The following is a 17,772-nucleotide window of genomic DNA, read 5'->3' as shown; positions in this document are numbered from 1 at the left end:
CCCGTCATGGAATCAAGCGCTCGCGCATTACGAGGGGGCACCGGTTGTGCATCGCCCGCTCGCCCCGGGAGCACGAATCGATCATGATGGGGTCTATGAGGTCGATCTGGAAGGGCTCGATCGCTTTCGGGCTGGTCAACGTCCCGGTCAAGGTCTATACCGCGACCGAGGACCATGACATCCGGTTTCATCAGGTCCACGCCAAGGACGGGGGCCGGATCAAATACGACCGGGTCTGCCAGGTGTGCGGCAAATCGGTGCAGTATTCCGATATCGACAAGGCGTATGTGTCACCCGACGGCGAGCAGGTCGTGCTCACCGACGAGGACTTCGCCAAATTGCCCGCCGCGGAGAAACACGAGATCCCGGTGCTGGAATTCGTGCCGTCGGATCAGATCGACCCCGTGCTGTTCGACAAGAGTTATTACCTGGAACCCGATTCGGCGACGCCGAAGGCGTATCAGCTGCTTGCCGCGACACTCGAACGGATCGACAAAACGGCACTCGTGCATTTCACGTTGCGGCAGAAGACCCGGTTGGCGGCGCTGCGCGTGCGTGAGGGCGTGCTGGTGCTGCAGACATTGCTGTGGCCCGACGAGGTACGCGCGGTCGACTTCCCTTCGCTCGAGGACGCGCCGACTCCGCGCCCGCAGGAATTGAAGATGGCCGAAACGCTGGTCGAGTCGATGTCGGGTGATTTCGATCCGGGCGAATACACCGACGAATACCAGATCGAATTGCAGAAATTGCTGGACGAGGCGATCGCCAGCGGCACCGGCAAGGTCGAATCCACTGCCGCCGAACCGGCCGAGCAGCCCGATGCCGAGGTGGTCGATCTGGTGGCCGCCTTGCAGCGCAGCCTCGAGGCGAGCGGGCGGCGGGAAGGCGAGTCGGCCGCCCCGAAGAAGAAGCCGGCGAAGAAGGCCGCGGCCAAGAAAGCGGCACCGCGCAAGGCTGCGAGCAAATCCACGGCGAGCAAGTCCACGGCCCGCAAGGGGGCCTAGGGCACACTGGCCCCATGGACCGAGCGATCGCCGTCGTACCGATGGGTCTGGGGCACCTGCGTCAGGTCCTCGACCTCGGGCATCAGGTTTTCGACACGACGACCAAGCCGTATACGTCCTGGTCGCTGACGGCCGTCGCCGAGCATCTGGACAGCCCCGACAACGCCTGCTGGGTGGCCCTGGACTCCGATCGGGTGGTCGGGTTCGTGCTCGGCTCGATGGAGTTCGAGCACCGTGACGACTGGGCCTACCTCGAGTGGATCGCGGTGGCGCCGGATATGCAGGGGCACGGCATCGCCCGGCGATTGGTCGACGTGTGTTCGGAGGCGTTGTTCGCGCGCGGTGCCCAGCACATCGTCACCGACGTGGAGGAGCGCAACGGTGCCTCGGCGGCGCTGATGCGGCGCAGCGGTTTCGTGCCCGCCGCGACGGTCACTCTGCTGGTTCGCACCAATCCCGAGACGCCGGGCGACGACCCGTTGCCGCCGATCGCCAAACACGACCTCGTCCGGCGCGGCCGTCTGTCGCTCGACCACCCGCGACGATGAGAAGGGGCGCGAACCCTTCGGTTCGCGCCCCTTGTCGAGGAATGCGTCAGACGTTCGCCGTGCAGGCGGACAGGATGACCCGCGCCGGACGCGGCGACGCAGAGCCCAGGTCGGGGAACGGCGGGGCGCTCAGACCGAGCACATCCACCGCCGAACGCTCGGCGGCGGCCAGCGAGTGGTCCCATGACCAGCCGAACCGGTAATCGGCGCCCTGGGCCACCGCACCGCAGGCATTGCGGAACGAGACGACCACCTGGCAGTCCCACACACCGCATTCGGCGAGCGCGGCGTGCTGGGCGTCGGCCCAGCTGCCGTAGTTCACCGCGGACGCGACCACGGCCTCGTCCGACGACAGCGCGAGCGCGCCGTAGAGGTCACCGGCGGCGGCCTGGAAACCGCCATCACGTGACACGGCGGTGTAACCGGGCGCTTCGGCGATCGCCACACCGCTGGCACCGGCGGCGGCCGGACCCGCGGCGACCACCGTGAACGCGGCCACCGCGGATACGGCGGCCACACCGAGGGCGTACTTGCCCACAACAGACATCAGAATTCTCCCCATCGAAAGTTCGGTCCCACACCGGGACCACCCCCAATCATGAACGCCCACAGCCCCACCGAGAAATACCTTTCCCGAATAGCTCTACCCAGCGAGTTCCTCGCGCGCCCGCATCAACGCGAACCCCAGCAGATTCAGCCCCCGCCATCGCGCCGGATCACCCGCCCGCTCGTCCGTCGCCGACAGCCCGATCCCCCACACCCGGTCCATCGGACTCGCCTCCACGAGCACCCGCCCCGCCGTGCCCGCCAAATACGACCGCAACCCCGCATCCGATCCGAACTTGGCCACACTGCCCGCCACGACAATGTCGAATCGCGCTTCCTCCCAGATACTTTGGTCGAACCCGCGGACGAGCCTGCCCATCTTCTTCGCCTCTGCGGGATGGGCCACCTCGAGTACTCGCCCGGCCGCCTCGAAATCGCCGAACAGCAGCGCTTTTCGCCACATCATGTAGTGCTCGGCGGTGGCGAACCGCTCCCCGTCGACCGAGAAGGGCGCGGGCCACCACTGACTCAGGCAGCCCGAACCGAGCGTCCCGTCCACACGCGGCCGATGCCCCCAGAACAGCAGGTATTTCGGCACAGCTCCCCGCTCGACAGCCGCACACAATTCCTCGACAGATCGCACGGTCGACCCTGTCTCTAGTTTTGGTCATATGAACTATATAGGCGCCCGAGCTACGTGCCAAGGGCTTTTCGTGGTGACACCGAGCGCACCGAGCAGGAGGCCCACGCCTCGCAAGGCCCGCAAATTAGACGGGCGTCCAACTATTGGTGAGGGTTTGGCTCGAGGCAATTCGAACCGTTGTCGGGCAGGGGTGGGCGCGGCTTGGATGACCGAGTTCATCAATGGCGAGCAATTCGGGAGTACAAGTGAAATTCCGTCGGGTACTGGCGATCCCGGTCCTCATGGCAACCGCTGCTCTGACCCTCACGGCGTGCGGCTCGGGCGACGCGGAATCGGGCACCGTTGTCCGGATCGGCACCACCGACAAGGACAAGGCCTGGGATGTGTTCGAAGAGAAGGCCAAGGAGCAGGGCATCACGCTGAAGATCACCAACTTCTCCGACTACCAGCAGCCCAACGCGGCGCTGTCGCAGAAGCAGATCGACGTCAATCTCTTTCAGCACCTGCAGTTCCTCGGCCAGTACAACGTGGCGAGCTCGGACACGCTGACCCCGATCGGTTCGACCTACATCGTGCCGCTCGGCCTGTACTCCAAGAAGCACAAGGCGGTGGCCGACATCCCGCAGGGCGGGGAGATCGCGATCCCCAACGATCCGACCAACCAGGCCCGTGCCCTGTTCGTACTGCAGGCCGCCGGGTTGCTGAAACTCAGCGGCACCTCGGCCCAGCCCACACCGGCCGACATCGACAAGGGCGCGTCCAAGGTGAAGGTGACCCCGGTCGATGCCGCGCAGACCGCGCTCTCGCTGGCCTCGGTGGACGGTTCGGTGATCAACAACACCTTCCTCGAGCGTTCCGGCATCGACCCGCATTCGGCGCTGTACAAGGACGATCCGAAGAATCCGGCCGCCGAGCCCTACATCAACGTGATCGTCACCCGCGCCGAGGACAAGACCAACCCGACCTATCTGAAGCTGGTGGAGATCTGGAAGGACCCGGCAGTGGCCGCCGCGCATGCCGAGGTCACCAAGAACACCGCGGTCGCCGTGACGCGCCCGGGCGCCGAGCTCGAACAGATCCTCGACCGGGTGCAGCAGGGCATCCGGGCGAACAGGTGAGTTCCGCCGCTGCTGTCGAATTCCGTTCGGTCACCAAGGTGTTCGGCAGCGGCGCGGACGAGCACGTCGCGCTCGACGGTATCGATCTGCGCATCGAGCACGGTGAGATCTTCGGGGTGATCGGTTATTCCGGGGCGGGCAAGTCCACCCTGGTGCGCTTGATCAATGCCCTGGAGAAGCCCACGTCGGGCACCGTCACGATCTCGGGCACCCCCATCACCGGGGTGCCGGAGTCGGCCGTGCGCACGCTGCGCCGCGATATCGGCATGGTGTTCCAGCAGTTCAACCTCTTCCGATCCCGCACGGCGGCGGGCAATGTGGAGTACCCGCTGAAGGTGGCGGGCTGGAAGCGCGCCGAACGCAAGGCGCGGGTGGCCGAACTGCTCGAATTCGTCGGTCTCACCGACAAGGCCCGTGCCTATCCCGATCAGCTCTCGGGTGGGCAGAAGCAGCGCGTGGGAATCGCCAGGGCACTGGCCACCTCCCCGTCGCTGCTGCTCGCCGACGAGGCGACCTCCGCGCTCGACCCGGAAACCACCGGTGAGGTGCTGCGGCTGCTGAAGAAGGTCAATGCCGAACTCGGGGTGACCATCGTGGTGATCACCCACGAGATGGATGTGATCCGCGCGGTCGCCGACCGGGTCGCGGTGCTCGCCGAGGGCCGGATCGTCGAATTGGCGCCCACCTTCGACGTTTTCGCGGCACCGCGGGCCGAGTCGACCCGATCGTTCGTCGGCACCGTGCTGCACAACCGGCCCGATGCCCGCGAACTGGACCGGCTGCGGGAGCTGCACGGCGGCAGGCTGGTCACCGTCGACGTCGACGACCACAGCGGCATCGGTGCGGCGCTGGCCGCCGCGGCCGCCGCCGACGTGCGCTTCGAGATCGTCTACGGCGGTGTGAGCACGCTGCAGGACAAGACCTTCGGCAGCATCACCCTGGCCTTGCACGGACCCGACGACGCGGTGGACCGCGTCGTCGCCGATCTGGAACGGAAGGGCTGAGATGGACACCGACTGGGAGAAACTGCGCCCCACCCTGTTCGAGTCCATCGGGACGACCGTCTACCTGGTCGGCGTGACGTTCGTCGTCGCGGGCCTGATCGGCCTGGTACTCGGCACCGCCCTCTACACCACCCGCAAGGGCGGCCTGCTCGCCAGCACACCGATCTATCTCGTGCTCAATGTGATCGTGAACGTGGTGCGCCCGATTCCGTTCATCATCCTGCTGGCCGCGCTCGGCCCGGTCACCCTCGAGGTGGTCGGCACGACCATCGGCTCCGAAGCGGCGCTGTTCGTGATGATCGTCGCCGCCTCGTTCGGCATCGCCCGGATCGTCGAACAGAACCTGGTCACCGTCGACCCCGGGGTGATCGAAGCGGCCCGCGCGGCGGGTGCGGGTCCGCTGCGCATCATCCTCACGCTGCTGATCCCGGAGGCGCTCGGCCCGCTGATCCTGGGCTACACCTTCGTGGTGATCTCGATCGTCGACATCTCCGCCATGGCGGGCACCGTCGGTGGCGGCGGTCTGGGCGACTTCGCCATCGTCTACGGCTACCAGCAGTTCCGATGGGAGGTCACCCTCGTCGCCGTCCTGATCATCATCGCCGGCGTCCAGGCCGTCCAGTTCCTCGGCAACTGGCTGGCCCGGAAGGTGTTGCGCCGCTGAATCACCCGGTGCCCGGAGCTAGGCCGAGCGCACGCCGCCGAGTCCCGGTGCGGGACAGACCTCGACATCCGCCCGGGCCCGGCGCGGGCCGCTGGTACCCACCGGGCCACCCAGGCCGGTCGAGGCCACCTGCTCGGCGGGCACTCGCGGACCGGTGTGGAAACTGCGGGCGATCATCGCCGACCGCAACTGCCACAGCCCCGAGGCCTGCGCCGGGTCGAGCCCGGTGAGCTGGGCGACGCGCCGCAGCCGGTAGTCGACGGTGTTGGTGTGGATATGCAGCAGGCGGGCCGTACGCTGCCGGTTCATGTTGTTGGCGATGTGCACGCGCAGCGTTTCGTACAGCTCGGGGTGCTTGTCCAGCGGAGCGAGCAGTTCACCGAGCCGGGCGCGGCCGGGACCGGGCCGGGTGAGCTGGTATTCCAGCGCCAGATCGCCGAAGCGGTACAGGCCGGGTTCGCAATCGAGCCGCTCCACCATGTCGAGCAGTTCGTGAGCGCGCTGCGCCGCGTCGGGGATCTCGGCCGCGGGCGAAGTCACCAGCGCCGCCGTCACATCCACGCGGGCGGCCCGCGACAGGGCCTCGACGAGGCCGTCGAGCTGATCGTCGGCGAGCAGGTCGGCCGGAATGAGCAGCGTGCCACCGTCGACCGACAGCAGCGACAGCGCCTGCTCCCCGCACCGATGCGCCAGCGCGGCCTGCACCCGGCGCAGCTTGCGCCGCGCGACCACCGAGGAGTTCAGCCGGGCATCGTGCTCGTCGGGATGCTCCCCGATCGAAAGGGCGAGTACCGCATACGATTCGGCCACCGAGATCCCGCACTCGCGGGCCATCGTGATGGTCGGCTGCCCGGCGAGCAGGGCGGAGGTGAGCGTGTGCACGGCGGTGTGGTGCTCACCGGCGATCTCGCGGTGCTCGCGGATGTAGGCGCGAGTCACGGTGGTGCACAGGACATCCGAGATGGCGATCAGCCGGCGGAACTCGTCGGGCAGGCTCATCCCGGCGCAGGCCGCGTCGAAACCGATCCGGAAACCCTCGTGCAGCGCGTGCAGGATCGTGTCGATGGGCACGCCCTCGCGCGCCCACCCCGACGCCGCGACCGCGAGCCGGTGCAGCTTGGCCTCCTCGTCGCGCCCGTCGAGCAACCCGGCGCAGATCTCGAGGCACATCCTCGTCACCGAGGTCACCTCGCCGGAGATCGCGTCACCGGGCAACGTCCGGCAGGTCGCCACGTTGTTCACGAAATGGGTGACCAGCGTGGATGTCAGCCCCCTGTCCACTGGGATCGTCATCGTCGACTCCTCCTCGTTCACACCGTTCGGTGCTGCTTCCCCGGTACCTGTCCCAACGTGATGGCCGACACCGAGGTCTTCTTCGTGACATGACTGTAGGGTGAGTAACCGCTCACCTTCTACTCCTCTTTCCCGCGAGGTGCACCGATGCCCCCACAAGCCGATAAGCAGCGCAAACGTCCGAAACAGGATCGGGCACGGGAGACGCGGGCACGCATTCTGGAGGTATCCGCTCACCTTTTCGGCACCCGGGGCATCGGTAACACCTCGACCAACCGGATCGCCAGCGAGGCGGGCATCAGCATCGGCACGCTCTACCGGTATTTCAACGACCGCGACGAGATCGTGAAAGAGCTGACCGACAGCCTGTTTCTGCAGGTGGAGGACCGATACAGCAAGTTCCTCACCGTTGCCGCGGACAAAACACCGCGCGATTCGGTGGCCGAGGTGATCCGCACCGCCGTGCAGATTCTCGTCGCCAACGGGCCCCTGGTCCGGGCACTGGTCGCCGATCTGCACTTCTACGGCAGCGGTATCCCCGAGTTCGAGCCGCGGCTGCGCATGATCATCAAGCTGTATCTGATCCACCTGCTCGGCCCGACCAAGACCATCGATATCGACACGATGGCGTTCGTAGTGCTCAACGCCGGTTTCGCCACGGCGCTGCGGTCGGTGGAAATGGAAGACGAGGGTCTGGACCGCGATGTGGTGATCGACCAGACCGCCGACATGATCGGCGCCTGGATCGCCTCGGCGCTCGAGGCCGAACCGGCCCGATAACGCGACGGGCCCGGATCCCACGAGAGGATCCGGGCCCGGTGTTCGGTATCGATCAGCGCGCGTTGGTGGTGCAGATCGCGTCGACGACGTGAGCGCCGCTCAGGTTGGCCGAACCGGTGTTGGCCAGCATGGCGGTCGGGGTCAGCTCGGTCAGGCTCTCGTAGGCCGTGCGCTCGGCATCGGCCCGGGTCGGGCCGGACGCCCACGCGAGGCCGTCGTTGCTCTGGACCAGAACGCCGCAGCCGTTGGCCCAGGTCATGACCTCGTTGCAGTCGGCCAGGTGGCAGTCGGCGATCGCCGCGGCGATGGCGGCCTCGGCGCTGCCCTCGTTCACGCTGATGCCGTAGATGGCCTCGTTGTCGCTCAACGCGACCGACGCCCACTGGTCACCCGCCGCGCTCGCCGAACCGGCACCCAGCACCGACCCGGCCGCAAGGCCGAGTGCCACAACGGCGAAGCCGGCCTTACTCATGAAACTCATTCGAATGTTCTCCTCTGGAAACTGTTCCGGAAGTCCGGAACCTTCCAGATCATCATCGAAAGTTCGGCAATAGCCAACTCCACGGGTAAAGCTACCGACGCGAAAGAGCCCGGATCCACTCGGAGATCCGGGCTCGATTGCTACGGCGTTCAGCTCGCGTTGGTGGTGCAGACTGTTTCGATCACGGTGCCGCCCGCCATCTGCGACGAGCCGAGGTTGACGAGCAGGTTCTGCGGGGTGCCCTCGGTGAGCGCGAGGTAGGCCTCCCGCTCGGCCTCGGCGCGGTTCGAGCCCTTGCCCCAGGCGATGTACTGCTCGTTCTCCACCAGGGCCAGGCAGCCGTTCACCCAGGACACCTCGATGGCGCAGCCGTCCGCGCCGCACTGATCCAGTGCGGCGGCCTCGGCCTCGGCGCGGGTGGGGTAGTCGACCGAACGGCCGTAGTTCGACCAGTCGGCGTCCACAGCCATGGCGCCCCACTGGTCACCCGCCGCACTCGCCGAACCGGCACCGAACACCGACCCGGCCGCAAGGCCGAGTGCCACAACGGCGAAGCCGGCCTTACTCGTGAAACTCATTCGAATGTTCTCCTCTGGAAACTGTTCCGGAAGTCCGGAACTTTCCAGATCATCATGCAATTCGCGCGAAAGGCCAACCGAAACGCGAAATCTCACATCACCGACGTCGGCACATCACCGACGGAATCACGGCAGGCCCGGATCCTGCGAGAGGATCCGGGCCCGCGTCGTGCTGTCGATCAGCGCGCGTTCGCGGTGCAGACCACGCGGGCGACCTTGGCGCCACTCAGGTCCGAGGACCCGAAGTTCGCGAGCTGGGCGGTCGGGGTGAGCTCGGAGAGCCGTTCGAACGCAGCGCGCGTGGCCTCGGCCGCGGTGCGCCCCGAGGCCGCCGCGACGCCGTCGTCGCTGACGACCAGTGTGCCGCAGCCGTTCGCCCACGAGATCATGACCTTGCAGTCGGCGGCGCCGTTGGTGCCGCAGCTCGCGATCGCCTGCTCGCGCGCCTCTTGCTCGCTCGGCCAGCTGCTGCTGGACCCGTAGGTCCAATCGGTCGTGCTGAAAGCGATCGCGCCGAACATGCTCTGCGCGTTCGCGGCACCGGCGCCGAACACCGAACCGGCCGCAAGACCGAGCGCCGCGACGGCGAAGCCGGCCTTACCCATGAAACTCATTCGAAAGTTCTCCTCTGACAAACAGTTCCGCGATCGCGGAACCGACAAGTGGACCATCCTCGGACCACCGCCCGCCAACCGGAGTGACGCACTTCACGTTTCGACACGGACACGGAAACGCCGCAGGCCCGGCACCCACGCGGGGTCCGGGCCTGCGGCGAAACGTGTTGTCTAGACCGTGAATCCGAGGGCGCGCAGCTGTTCGCGACCGTCGTCGGTGATCTTGTCGGGACCCCACGGGGGCATCCAGACCCAGTTGATCTTCAGGTCCTCGACCAGGCCGCTGCGCACCAGGGCGTTGCGGGACTGGTCCTCGATGACGTCGGTCAGCGGGCAGGCCGCCGAGGTGAGCGTCATGTCGAGGGTGCAGATGTTGGCGTCGTCGACGGACATGCCGTACACGAGGCCGAGGTCGACGACATTGATCCCGAGTTCGGGGTCGACCACATCGCGCATGGCCTCTTCCAGATCGGCGATGTGCTGGATCTGCTCGGGCGTCAACTCCGCTTCGGGAGTGGGCGCGGCAGTTTCGGTCGTGGCTTCGTCAGCCTTGGTCTCACTCATCACGCATCCCCATTTCCCATGGCAGGCTTGGCATCTTCGGCCGAGGCGATCTGCACGACAGCGTCCTTGAACGCCATCCACCCCAGCAGTGCGCACTTCACGCGCGCGGGGTACTTGGCGACACCGGCGAGGGCGATACCGTCGCCGATCATGTCCTCGTCACCCTCGACGGTGCCCCGGCTCGAGATCATCTCGCTGTAGGAGTCGACCACCTTCAGCGCCTGCTGCACCGGCAGTCCGATCACCTGATCGGTGAGGATCGAGGTGGCGGCCTGGCTGATCGAGCAGCCCTGACCGTCGTAGGAGACATCGGCGACCTCGCCCGCGTCGTCGATGTGCACGCGCAAGGTCACCTCGTCACCGCAGGTCGGGTTCACGTGGTGCACCTGGGCACCGAACGGTTCCCGCAGCCCGCGGTGGTGCGGGTGCTTGTAGTGGTCCAGGATCACTTCCTGGTACATCTGCTCCATGCGCATGTTCTATGCAACTCCGAAGAAGGTCTGAGCCTTCCGCACGGCCGTGACCAGTGCGTCGACCTCGTCGAGCGTGTTGTAGGCGGCGAAGGACGCCCGCGCGGTCGCGGCCACACCGAAGCGTCGGTGCAGCGGCCACGCGCAGTGGTGCCCGACCCGGATGGCGACACCCTGGTCGTCGAGGATCTGCCCCACGTCGTGGGCGTGTACCCCGTCGACGACGAACGACACCGCGCCACCGCGATCCACGTTCTCGGTGGGCCCGATGATGCGCACACCCTCGATGGCGCCCAGACCCTCGAGCGCGGCACCGGTGAGCGCGTGTTCGTGCGCGGCGATCGCGTCCATGCCGAGATCCTCGAGATACCGCACCGCGGCGGCCAGACCGACGACCTGCGAAGTCATCGGGGTGCCCGCCTCGAAGCGCTGCGGCGGCGGCGCGTAGGTGGTCTTCTCCATGGTGACGGTCTCGATCATCGACCCGCCAGTGATGTACGGCGGGGTCTCCTCGAGCAGCGCCCGACGGCCGTACAGGCCGCCCACACCCATCGGGCCGAACATCTTGTGACCGGAGAACGCGGCGAAATCGACGCCGAGCTCACGGAAGTCGACCCCGAGGTGCGGCACCGACTGGCAGGCGTCGAGCACGACCAGCGCGCCGACTTCCTTTGCCCGCCGGACCAATTCGGCAACCGGAGCCACCGCACCGGTGACGTTGGACTGGTGGGTGAACGCGAGAACCTTTGTCGCGGGCGACAGTTCGAGCGAATCCAGGTCGATGCGTCCGTCGTCGGTGACCCCGTACCACTTGAGCGTGGCACCGGTGCGACGCGCGAGTTCCTGCCACGGCACGAGATTCGCGTGGTGTTCGAGCTCGGTGATCACGATCTCGTCGCCGGGTCCGACCTTGTACGGGAACCGGTCGTCACCGAAGGCATTGGCCACCAGGTTCAGCGACTCGGTCGCGTTCTTGGTGAACACGATCTCGCCCGCGTCGGCACCGACGAAGCGCGCGATGACCTCCCGCGCGTCCTCATAGGAGTCGGTGGCCTCCTCGGCGAGCTGGTGCGCACCGCGGTGCACCGCCGAGTTGCGGGTGAGCAGGAAGTCGCGCTCGGCGTCGAGCACCTGCAGCGGGCGCTGCGAGGTGGCACCGGAATCCAGGTACACCAACGGTTTCCCGTCCCGCACCGTGCGGTGCAGGATGGGGAAGTCGGCCCGGATGCGGGCCACGTCGAGGGCCGACCCCGGGACGGACACAGCGGTCATGGTTGTCAGGCTCCAGTGGTCGCGGAGGTGAAGCGCACGTACCCGTTCGCGTCGAGTTCCTCGGCCAGCTCGGAGCCACCCTCGGCCACGATGCGGCCGTTGACGAACACGTGCACGAAGTCGGGCTTGATGTAGCGCAGGATGCGGGTGTAGTGCGTGATCAGCAGGACGCCACCGTCCTCGCGCTCCTTGTAGCGGTTCACGCCGTCGGAGACGATGCGCAGCGCGTCGACGTCGAGGCCGGAGTCGGTCTCGTCGAGGATCGCGATCTTCGGCTTGAGCAGGCCGAGCTGCAGAACCTCGTGGCGCTTCTTCTCGCCACCGGAGAAGCCCTCGTTCACCGAGCGGTCGGCGAAGGCCGAGTCGATGTCGAGCTCCTTCATCGACTCCTTCACCTCCTTGACCCAGGTGCGCAGCTTCGGCGCCTCACCGCGCACGGCGGTGGCGGCGGTGCGCAGGAAGTTCGACATCGAGACACCGGGGACCTCGACCGGGTACTGCATGGCCAGGAACAGGCCGGCGCGGGCGCGCTCGTCGACCGACATGTCCAGGACGTTCTCGCCGTCGAGGGTGATGGTGCCCTGGGTGACGGTGTACTTGGGGTGTCCGGCGATCACGTAGGACAGCGTGGACTTGCCCGAGCCGTTGGGGCCCATGATGGCGTGCGTCTCGCCCGACTTCACGGTCAGGTTCACGCCGTTGAGGATCTGCTTGGACTCACCCTCCGGCGTGGTGATCTCCGCGTGCAGGTCCTTGATTTCCAAGGTGGTCATCGAATTCGAATCCTTCGTTGCAGTAAGTGGGTGTCAGATACCGACAGTGGCGAGTTCGGCCTCGATGGCCGCCTCGAGCCGCTCCCGGACCTCGGGGACCGTGACCTTCTGGATGATCTCGAAGAAGAAACCACGCACGACCAGGCGGCGGGCGACGTCCTCGGGAATGCCACGAGCGCGCAGGTAGAACAGCTGCTCGTCGTCGAAGCGGCCGGTTGCGCTGGCGTGTCCGGCACCGGCGATCTCACCGGTCTCGATCTCCAGGTTCGGCACGGAATCGGCGCGGGCGCCGTCGGTGAGCACCAGGTTGCGGTTCGCCTCGTAGGTGTCGGTGCCCTCGGCCGCGGCACGGATCAGCACATCGCCGATCCAGACCGTGCGGGCGTCGCCCTTCGGCGAGGACGGGTCACCCTGCAGCGCACCCTTGTACAGCACGTTGGACTTGCAGTTGGGCTCGGCGTGATCGACCAGCAGCCGCTGCTCGAAGTGCTGGCCCGCGTCGGCGAAGTACAGGCCGAACAGTTCGGCCTCGCCGCCGGGACCGGCGTAGCGCACGGTGCCCGACAGGCGGACCAGGTCGCCGCCGAGGGTCGCCGACACGTGCCGCAGGTTCGCGTCGCGACCCAGCTTCAGGTGATGCGCGGTGACGTGCACGGCGTCGTCGGCCCATTCCTGGACGGCGACGACGGTGAGCTTGGCGCTGTCACCAAGCACGAATTCGACGTTCTCGGCGTAGGTTCCGCTGCCGCGCTGATCGAGCACGATCGTGGCGACGGCGAAGTTGTCCAGTCGGATCTGCAGGTGACCGTAGGCGGTCTTGCCCTCACCCGGACCGGTGACGGTCACGGTGACGGGGTCGGAAACCTCGGTCTCCTTGCCGACGGTGATGACCGTGGCCGTCTCGAAGCCCGAATAGGCCTGGGCGGCAACACGATCGGCGGGGGTACCGGCCTGGCCGAGCCGGGCGTCGGTGCGGTCGACCGTTTCCACGGTGACACCGGCGACTTCGCTCACCTCGACGGTGGCCTGACCGTCACGCACGGCCGTGCCGTCGTGCAGGCCGCGCAGCCGGCGCAGCGGGGTGAACCGCCACGCCTCGTCACGACCCGACGGGATCTCGAACTGGTCGACATCGAACGAGGTGAACACCTCGCCCTTGTTGACCGCGGCGCCCGCGCCCGGGTTCTGGGTCGGCGTCTCGAGCGTCGACATCAGCCCACGGCCCCTTCCATCTGCAGCTCGATGAGCCGGTTCAGTTCCAGTGCGTATTCCATCGGCAGTTCCTTGGCGATGGGCTCCACGAAGCCGCGCACCACCATGGCCATCGCCTCGTCCTCGGTCAGACCGCGGCTCATCAGGTAGAACAGCTGATCCTCGGACACCTTGGAGACCGTGGCCTCATGGCCCATGGTCACGTCGTCCTCGCGGATGTCGACGTAGGGGTAGGTGTCGGAGCGGCTGATCGTGTCGACCAGCAGCGCGTCACACTTCACCGTCGACTTGGAGCCGTTGGCACCCTTGTTGACCTGGACCAGACCGCGGTACGACGCGCGACCGCCGCCACGCGCCACCGACTTCGACACGATGGTCGAGGAGGTGTGCGGGGCCAGGTGCAGCATCTTGGCGCCGGTGTCCTGGTGCTGGCCGGGGCCGGCGAACGCGACGGAGAGGACCTCGCCGTGCGCGTGCTCGCCGGTCATCCAGACCGCCGGGTACTTCATGGTGACCTTGGAGCCGATGTTGCCGTCGACCCACTCCATGGTGGCGCCCGCCTCGGCCTTGGCCCGCTTGGTGACCAGGTTGTAGACGTTGTTGGACCAGTTCTGGATGGTCGTGTAGCGGCAGCGGCCGCCCTTCTTCACGATGATCTCGACGACCGCGGAGTGCAGCGAGTCGGACTTGTAGATCGGCGCGGTGCAGCCCTCGACGTAGTGGACGTAGGCGTCCTCGTCGACGATGATCAGCGTCCGCTCGAACTGGCCCATGTTCTCGGTGTTGATCCGGAAGTAGGCCTGCAGCGGGATGTCGACGTGCACGCCCGGCGGCACGTAGATGAACGAGCCACCCGACCACACGGCGGTGTTGAGCGCGGAGAACTTGTTGTCACCGGCGGGGATCACCGAGCCGAAGTACTCCTGGAAGATCTCCGGGTGCTCCTTGAGCGCGGTGTCGGTGTCGAGGAAGATGACGCCCTGCTTCTCCAGGTCCTCGCGGATGGAGTGGTAGACGACCTCGGACTCGTACTGCGCGGCGACACCGGAGACCAGACGCTGCTTCTCCGCCTCGGGGATGCCGAGCTTGTCGTAGGTGTTCTTGATGTCCTCGGGCAGGTCTTCCCAGCTCTCGGCCTGCTTCTCCGAGGAGCGAACGAAGTACTTGATGTTGTCGAAGTCGATGCCGTCGAGGTTGGAACCCCAGTTCGGCATGGGCTTGCGATCGAAGATGCGCAGGGCCTTGAGACGGATGTCGAGCATCCACTCCGGCTCGCTCTTCTTGGCCGAGATGTCGCGAACGACAGCCTCCGACAGGCCGCGTTGCGCACTGGCACCGGCCACATCCGAATCGGCCCAGCCGTAACCGTAGTTACCCAGCGAGGCGATGGTCTCGTCCTGGGTCAGCGGTTGCACCTGGTCGGTGGTCGTCGTCATTCGGCACTCCTTCCGGAGTCGTTCGTTCGTCCCGCCGCGGGCTGTGCGGCGGATGGGATTTTCGGCACCGCGACCAGCGGCACGTGGGTGGTGCAGGCGCAATCGCCGTTGGCGATCGTCGCAAGTCGCTGCACGTGGGTGCCGAGCAGGTCGCGGAAAGCGTCCAGTTCGGCGGCGCACAGCTGCGGGAACTCCTCGGCCACGTGGGCCACCGGGCAATGATGCTGGCAGATCTGCACACCGGCACCCACCTGGCGGGTGGTCGCGGCGAAACCGGCGTCGGCGAACGCCTCGGCGATCTCCTCGACCTTGGCCTCGATCACGGGGGCGCTGTGCTCGGCGACCGGCTCGATGCCGTCGACGATCGTGCGTACCCGTTTGCGGGCGAACTCGCTGATCGCCTCGTCGCCACCGATCTCACCGAGCTGACGAATCGCGGCGCCTGCCAGGTCGTCGTAGGCGTGGCCGAGGTTGCCACGTCCGGCCGCGGTGAGCTGGTATTGCTTGGCGGGCCTGCCGCGCCCCTTCTGCTGCCACGGCGCCGACCGGCTCGCACGCGCCTGACCTGCGTCGATCAGCGCGTCGAGGTGCCTGCGCACCCCCGCGGGCGCGAGCCCGAGTTCGGCACTGATGGCGGTGGCGGTGATCGGACCCTGCTCGAGCAGCAACTGGACGATGGCCGCCCGGGTCTGCCCCTCGTGCGCGGGCACAGCAGACGACCGGGTGCCGGTCGTCTTACGACCGGTCCCTTCCACGCCTGTCCGCAAACCCACGGTTTTCACAACACCAGTGTGGCGGAATTACTTCCCTAAATCTAATAAGGGTCACCTTTCCAAGGGCACCCTGACCTGCGACGAAGACGTCACACCACCGCACGGCCTTCGCAAAACCCCAGGTGCGACCCCTACCCGCCGACCCGTTCACCGACCGCGAGGTGACTCATCGCACACCCGGCAGATCTCCGCACGCCCCGGCGAGCAATCCCGAGACCAGCGCATACCCGACCTGGGCCCTCGAACACCACGCCCTGGTGGCGGGAGGCTCTCGCGAGACGTCACCACCAGAGCGTGGTGATCGGTTGTCCAGCTCAGCGGGGAGAGAGGGGGTGGGTGGCCGGGCCTTCGATGACGGCGCCGTCGGGTTCGAAGCGGGAGCCGTGCAGGGGGCAGTCCCAGGTGCGTTCGGCGTCGTTCCAGTGGAGGATGCCGCCCAGGTGGGGGCAGATCGCGGAGATCTCGGTGGTGACGCCGTCGACGGTGGAGACGGCGGTGGGGTGGAGCCCGTGGCGTTCGACGCGGCCGCAGCCTTCCGGGGGGATGCTGTGCTCGTCGGCGCCGAGCAGGTGCAGCCAGCCGGTGGACAGGTAGCGGGCGACGGTCGCGTTGGCGCGGGCACCCGCCGGGAGGGAGGCGACTTCGCCGAGCCGCCAGGCGGAGAGGGTGTCGGCCCATTTCGGAGCGTCGCCGGTGATGCGGCCCGCGAGGGCGAGCGCGGCGGCGGCGCCGTTGGTGAAACCCCACTTGGCGAACCCGGTGGCGACGAGGACTTCCTCGCGACCGGGAACGAGCGGGCCGACGTAGGGAAGTTCGCCCACGGGGTGGTAATCCTGCGCCGACCAGCGGTGCAGCAGTTCCGCGCCCGGGAACCACCGGCCGGTCCAGTCGAGCAGGTCTTGCACGTGGGCCTCCGCGGAATCCTCGCGGCCCACCTCGTGACCGCTGCCGCCGACCAGGAGCACGTCGTCGGCCGGGTAGCGGCGCAGCGACCGGATCGGTTGTCCCGCACTGATATACATCTCCTCCGGCACCGGACCTGGCACCTTGAACGCGGCCAGATAGGAGCGCTGGGCGGTGACGCGGGCGAAGTAGCCGCCCCGGTCGAAGATCGGTGTTCCGGTCGCGACGACGACGTTGTTCGCATCCACCTCGCCGTGTTCGGTACCGATCACCACCCGGCCGTCGTGGTGGCGAAGCCGTTGTGCGCGTGTCGATTCGAAGATCGACCCGCCCTGGGTTTCGACTTCGGCGGCGAGGGCGGCCAGGAAGGCCATCGGGTTGAGCTGGGCCTGCTCGCGTAGCCGCACGGCACCGTGGAGCGGGAACTGAACGTCGACGTCGTCGACCAGGTCGGTGGGCAGTCCGGCCGACCGCGTCGCCTCGAATTCCGCCCGGACAGCGGACATCTCGGATTCGTTCTGGGCATAGGTGTAGGCGGCCACGCGCTCGACGGCGAGGTCGCGTCCGGCGCAGAAATCCAGCAGCCAGTCGAACCCGTCGAGATTGGCGGCGACGTAGCGCGAGAGGGTCGCGATGCCGTGCCTGCGGGCGATGGTCTGGGCCCGGGTGCCCTGCAGGAGCGAGACTTTCGCCGTCGACGCGGCCGTGGTGCCCGCGCCGACCCGTTTCGCCTCGATCACCGCCACCTCGCGGCCACGCTGGGCCAGTAGCAGCGCGGTCGTCAACCCGACGATGCCCGCGCCGAGGACGACGGTGTCGAAGTGCGAACCGGGGGTCAGCCGTAACCGAGCGGGGACTTCGGCGTTGTTCAACCACAGAGACGTCATGGGGAGCGCATAGCCCGGCCGGGCCGGTCGAAACCGGACACGCCCACCGCGACCGCCGCACCCCTCGGCCGACCCGTGCGCCTCGCCGAGGTACAGATCGTCTGCCGTCGCCGGGGACCGTGGGCGAGCCGCCGACCGACGACGTTCTCGCAGCCCGCTCGTGTCGGTGACTCATGGCACGATGACCATGTGTCCCACCCGCCCGCACA

Annotated in this window: 20 protein-coding genes; 6 read left to right on the top strand and 14 right to left on the bottom strand. The window is 67.3% G+C overall.

Annotation, left to right across the window (positions count from 1 at the left end):
• Positions 1 to 95 precede the first annotated feature (95 nt).
• Positions 96 to 1,004 carry a non-homologous end joining protein Ku gene (locus ACSVDM_RS02040; protein ID WP_067635986.1) on the top strand — a complete coding sequence of 303 codons (909 nt, stop codon included), beginning with the start codon at positions 96 to 98 and terminating at the stop codon, positions 1,002 to 1,004.
• 14 nt (positions 1,005 to 1,018) lie between these two features.
• A complete protein-coding gene (locus ACSVDM_RS02035; RefSeq protein WP_067493724.1) occupies positions 1,019 to 1,552 on the top strand; it encodes a GNAT family N-acetyltransferase in 534 nt (177 codons plus the stop codon).
• A 46-nt stretch (positions 1,553 to 1,598) separates the two neighbouring features.
• Here the strand turns inward: ACSVDM_RS02035 and ACSVDM_RS02030 are convergent, their stop codons facing one another.
• A complete protein-coding gene (locus ACSVDM_RS02030) occupies positions 1,599 to 2,099 on the bottom strand; it encodes a DUF4189 domain-containing protein (RefSeq protein ID WP_084456394.1) in 501 nt (166 codons plus the stop codon).
• 96 nt (positions 2,100 to 2,195) lie between these two features.
• Entirely contained in the window at positions 2,196 to 2,741 is a 546-nt protein-coding gene (locus tag ACSVDM_RS02025) for an NADAR family protein (RefSeq protein ID WP_439262286.1), read from the bottom strand.
• 221 nt (positions 2,742 to 2,962) lie between these two features.
• On the opposite strand from ACSVDM_RS02025, the gene ACSVDM_RS02020 reads away from it, so the two are divergent.
• The 3 genes from ACSVDM_RS02020 to ACSVDM_RS02010 are packed head-to-tail and all read left to right on the top strand — an operon-like array spanning position 2,963 to position 5,527.
• Complete coding sequence (locus ACSVDM_RS02020; protein WP_439262284.1) at positions 2,963 to 3,859, top strand: MetQ/NlpA family ABC transporter substrate-binding protein; 897 nt, start codon at positions 2,963 to 2,965, stop codon at positions 3,857 to 3,859.
• On the top strand, positions 3,856 to 4,863 hold the full coding sequence (locus ACSVDM_RS02015) for a methionine ABC transporter ATP-binding protein (protein WP_439262282.1): 1,008 nt from the start codon (positions 3,856 to 3,858) through the stop codon (positions 4,861 to 4,863). The genes ACSVDM_RS02020 and ACSVDM_RS02015 overlap by 4 nt, the downstream gene beginning before the upstream one ends.
• Before the next feature lies 1 nt (position 4,864).
• Complete coding sequence (locus tag ACSVDM_RS02010; RefSeq protein ID WP_356984278.1) at positions 4,865 to 5,527, top strand: methionine ABC transporter permease; 663 nt, start codon at positions 4,865 to 4,867, stop codon at positions 5,525 to 5,527.
• 18 nt (positions 5,528 to 5,545) lie between these two features.
• On the opposite strand, the gene ACSVDM_RS02005 is transcribed toward ACSVDM_RS02010, so the two are convergent.
• Positions 5,546 to 6,820, bottom strand: a complete 1,275-nt coding sequence (locus ACSVDM_RS02005) for a PucR family transcriptional regulator (protein ID WP_439262280.1) — start codon at positions 6,818 to 6,820, stop codon at positions 5,546 to 5,548.
• A gap of 147 nt (positions 6,821 to 6,967) precedes the next feature.
• Between ACSVDM_RS02005 and ACSVDM_RS02000 the strand changes: the two genes are divergently transcribed.
• Positions 6,968 to 7,600 (top strand): TetR/AcrR family transcriptional regulator, encoded by a 633-nt coding sequence (locus tag ACSVDM_RS02000; protein ID WP_067493714.1) that lies wholly within the window; start codon positions 6,968 to 6,970, stop codon positions 7,598 to 7,600.
• Between the two features lie 52 nt (positions 7,601 to 7,652).
• On the opposite strand, the gene ACSVDM_RS01995 is transcribed toward ACSVDM_RS02000, so the two are convergent.
• The 11 genes from ACSVDM_RS01995 to ACSVDM_RS01945 all read right to left on the bottom strand — a co-directional run bounded on the left by ACSVDM_RS01995 (position 7,653) and on the right by ACSVDM_RS01945 (position 17,563).
• Positions 7,653 to 8,081, bottom strand: coding sequence for a DUF4189 domain-containing protein (locus tag ACSVDM_RS01995; RefSeq protein ID WP_439262278.1), 429 nt, complete (start codon positions 8,079 to 8,081; stop codon positions 7,653 to 7,655).
• A gap of 149 nt (positions 8,082 to 8,230) precedes the next feature.
• A complete protein-coding gene (locus ACSVDM_RS01990) occupies positions 8,231 to 8,659 on the bottom strand; it encodes a DUF4189 domain-containing protein (RefSeq protein WP_439262276.1) in 429 nt (142 codons plus the stop codon).
• 179 nt (positions 8,660 to 8,838) lie between these two features.
• Positions 8,839 to 9,273 carry a DUF4189 domain-containing protein gene (locus ACSVDM_RS01985; protein ID WP_181698061.1) on the bottom strand — a complete coding sequence of 145 codons (435 nt, stop codon included), beginning with the start codon at positions 9,271 to 9,273 and terminating at the stop codon, positions 8,839 to 8,841.
• Positions 9,274 to 9,444: 171 nt separating this feature from the next.
• A complete protein-coding gene (locus tag ACSVDM_RS01980) occupies positions 9,445 to 9,837 on the bottom strand; it encodes a metal-sulfur cluster assembly factor (protein ID WP_067493905.1) in 393 nt (130 codons plus the stop codon).
• Positions 9,837 to 10,313 (bottom strand): Fe-S cluster assembly sulfur transfer protein SufU, encoded by a 477-nt coding sequence (sufU, locus tag ACSVDM_RS01975; protein WP_067636000.1) that lies wholly within the window; start codon positions 10,311 to 10,313, stop codon positions 9,837 to 9,839. Before sufU ends, ACSVDM_RS01980 begins: the two co-directional genes overlap by 1 nt.
• Before the next feature lie 3 nt (positions 10,314 to 10,316).
• Positions 10,317 to 11,579 carry a cysteine desulfurase gene (locus tag ACSVDM_RS01970; protein WP_439262273.1) on the bottom strand — a complete coding sequence of 421 codons (1,263 nt, stop codon included), beginning with the start codon at positions 11,577 to 11,579 and terminating at the stop codon, positions 10,317 to 10,319.
• Between the two features lie 5 nt (positions 11,580 to 11,584).
• A complete protein-coding gene (gene sufC / locus ACSVDM_RS01965; RefSeq protein ID WP_067636002.1) occupies positions 11,585 to 12,352 on the bottom strand; it encodes a Fe-S cluster assembly ATPase SufC in 768 nt (255 codons plus the stop codon).
• A gap of 33 nt (positions 12,353 to 12,385) precedes the next feature.
• Positions 12,386 to 13,564, bottom strand: coding sequence for a Fe-S cluster assembly protein SufD (sufD, locus tag ACSVDM_RS01960; RefSeq protein ID WP_439262270.1), 1,179 nt, complete (start codon positions 13,562 to 13,564; stop codon positions 12,386 to 12,388).
• Positions 13,564 to 15,000, bottom strand: a complete 1,437-nt coding sequence (gene sufB / locus ACSVDM_RS01955; protein WP_067493700.1) for a Fe-S cluster assembly protein SufB — start codon at positions 14,998 to 15,000, stop codon at positions 13,564 to 13,566. Before sufB ends, sufD begins: the two co-directional genes overlap by 1 nt.
• Positions 14,997 to 15,773, bottom strand: coding sequence for a helix-turn-helix transcriptional regulator (locus ACSVDM_RS01950; protein ID WP_371851999.1), 777 nt, complete (start codon positions 15,771 to 15,773; stop codon positions 14,997 to 14,999). Before ACSVDM_RS01950 ends, sufB begins: the two co-directional genes overlap by 4 nt.
• 314 nt (positions 15,774 to 16,087) lie before the next feature.
• Positions 16,088 to 17,563 (bottom strand): FAD-dependent oxidoreductase, encoded by a 1,476-nt coding sequence (locus tag ACSVDM_RS01945; protein ID WP_439262268.1) that lies wholly within the window; start codon positions 17,561 to 17,563, stop codon positions 16,088 to 16,090.
• Positions 17,564 to 17,772 lie beyond the last annotated feature (209 nt).

Origin of the sequence: Nocardia sp. JW2 (assembly GCF_051843015.1) — a bacterium.
Lineage (GTDB): Bacteria > Actinomycetota > Actinomycetes > Mycobacteriales > Mycobacteriaceae > Nocardia > Nocardia coubleae.
This window is presented reverse-complemented; position numbering and strand designations above follow the sequence as displayed.

What these genes read in the sequence shown, in the direction of transcription:
- ACSVDM_RS02040 (WP_067635986.1), top strand. Translation starts at nt 96, where the DNA reads ATGAGGTCGATCTGGAAGGGCTCGATCGCTTTCGGGCTGGTCAACGTC.
- ACSVDM_RS02035 (WP_067493724.1), top strand. Translation starts at nt 1,019, where the DNA reads ATGGACCGAGCGATCGCCGTCGTACCGATGGGTCTGGGGCACCTGCGT.
- ACSVDM_RS02030 (WP_084456394.1), bottom strand. Translation starts at nt 2,099, where the DNA reads ATGTCTGTTGTGGGCAAGTACGCCCTCGGTGTGGCCGCCGTATCCGCG.
- ACSVDM_RS02020 (WP_439262284.1), top strand. Translation starts at nt 2,963, where the DNA reads ATGGCGAGCAATTCGGGAGTACAAGTGAAATTCCGTCGGGTACTGGCG.
- ACSVDM_RS02010 (WP_356984278.1), top strand. Translation starts at nt 4,865, where the DNA reads ATGGACACCGACTGGGAGAAACTGCGCCCCACCCTGTTCGAGTCCATC.
- ACSVDM_RS02005 (WP_439262280.1), bottom strand. Translation starts at nt 6,820, where the DNA reads ATGACGATCCCAGTGGACAGGGGGCTGACATCCACGCTGGTCACCCAT.
- ACSVDM_RS02000 (WP_067493714.1), top strand. Translation starts at nt 6,968, where the DNA reads ATGCCCCCACAAGCCGATAAGCAGCGCAAACGTCCGAAACAGGATCGG.
- ACSVDM_RS01995 (WP_439262278.1), bottom strand. Translation starts at nt 8,081, where the DNA reads ATGAGTTTCATGAGTAAGGCCGGCTTCGCCGTTGTGGCACTCGGCCTT.
- ACSVDM_RS01990 (WP_439262276.1), bottom strand. Translation starts at nt 8,659, where the DNA reads ATGAGTTTCACGAGTAAGGCCGGCTTCGCCGTTGTGGCACTCGGCCTT.
- ACSVDM_RS01985 (WP_181698061.1), bottom strand. Translation starts at nt 9,273, where the DNA reads ATGAGTTTCATGGGTAAGGCCGGCTTCGCCGTCGCGGCGCTCGGTCTT.
- ACSVDM_RS01980 (WP_067493905.1), bottom strand. Translation starts at nt 9,837, where the DNA reads ATGAGTGAGACCAAGGCTGACGAAGCCACGACCGAAACTGCCGCGCCC.
- sufU (WP_067636000.1), bottom strand. Translation starts at nt 10,313, where the DNA reads ATGCGCATGGAGCAGATGTACCAGGAAGTGATCCTGGACCACTACAAG.
- ACSVDM_RS01970 (WP_439262273.1), bottom strand. Translation starts at nt 11,579, where the DNA reads ATGACCGCTGTGTCCGTCCCGGGGTCGGCCCTCGACGTGGCCCGCATC.
- sufC (WP_067636002.1), bottom strand. Translation starts at nt 12,352, where the DNA reads ATGACCACCTTGGAAATCAAGGACCTGCACGCGGAGATCACCACGCCG.
- sufD (WP_439262270.1), bottom strand. Translation starts at nt 13,564, where the DNA reads ATGTCGACGCTCGAGACGCCGACCCAGAACCCGGGCGCGGGCGCCGCG.
- sufB (WP_067493700.1), bottom strand. Translation starts at nt 15,000, where the DNA reads ATGACGACGACCACCGACCAGGTGCAACCGCTGACCCAGGACGAGACC.
- ACSVDM_RS01945 (WP_439262268.1), bottom strand. Translation starts at nt 17,563, where the DNA reads ATGACGTCTCTGTGGTTGAACAACGCCGAAGTCCCCGCTCGGTTACGG.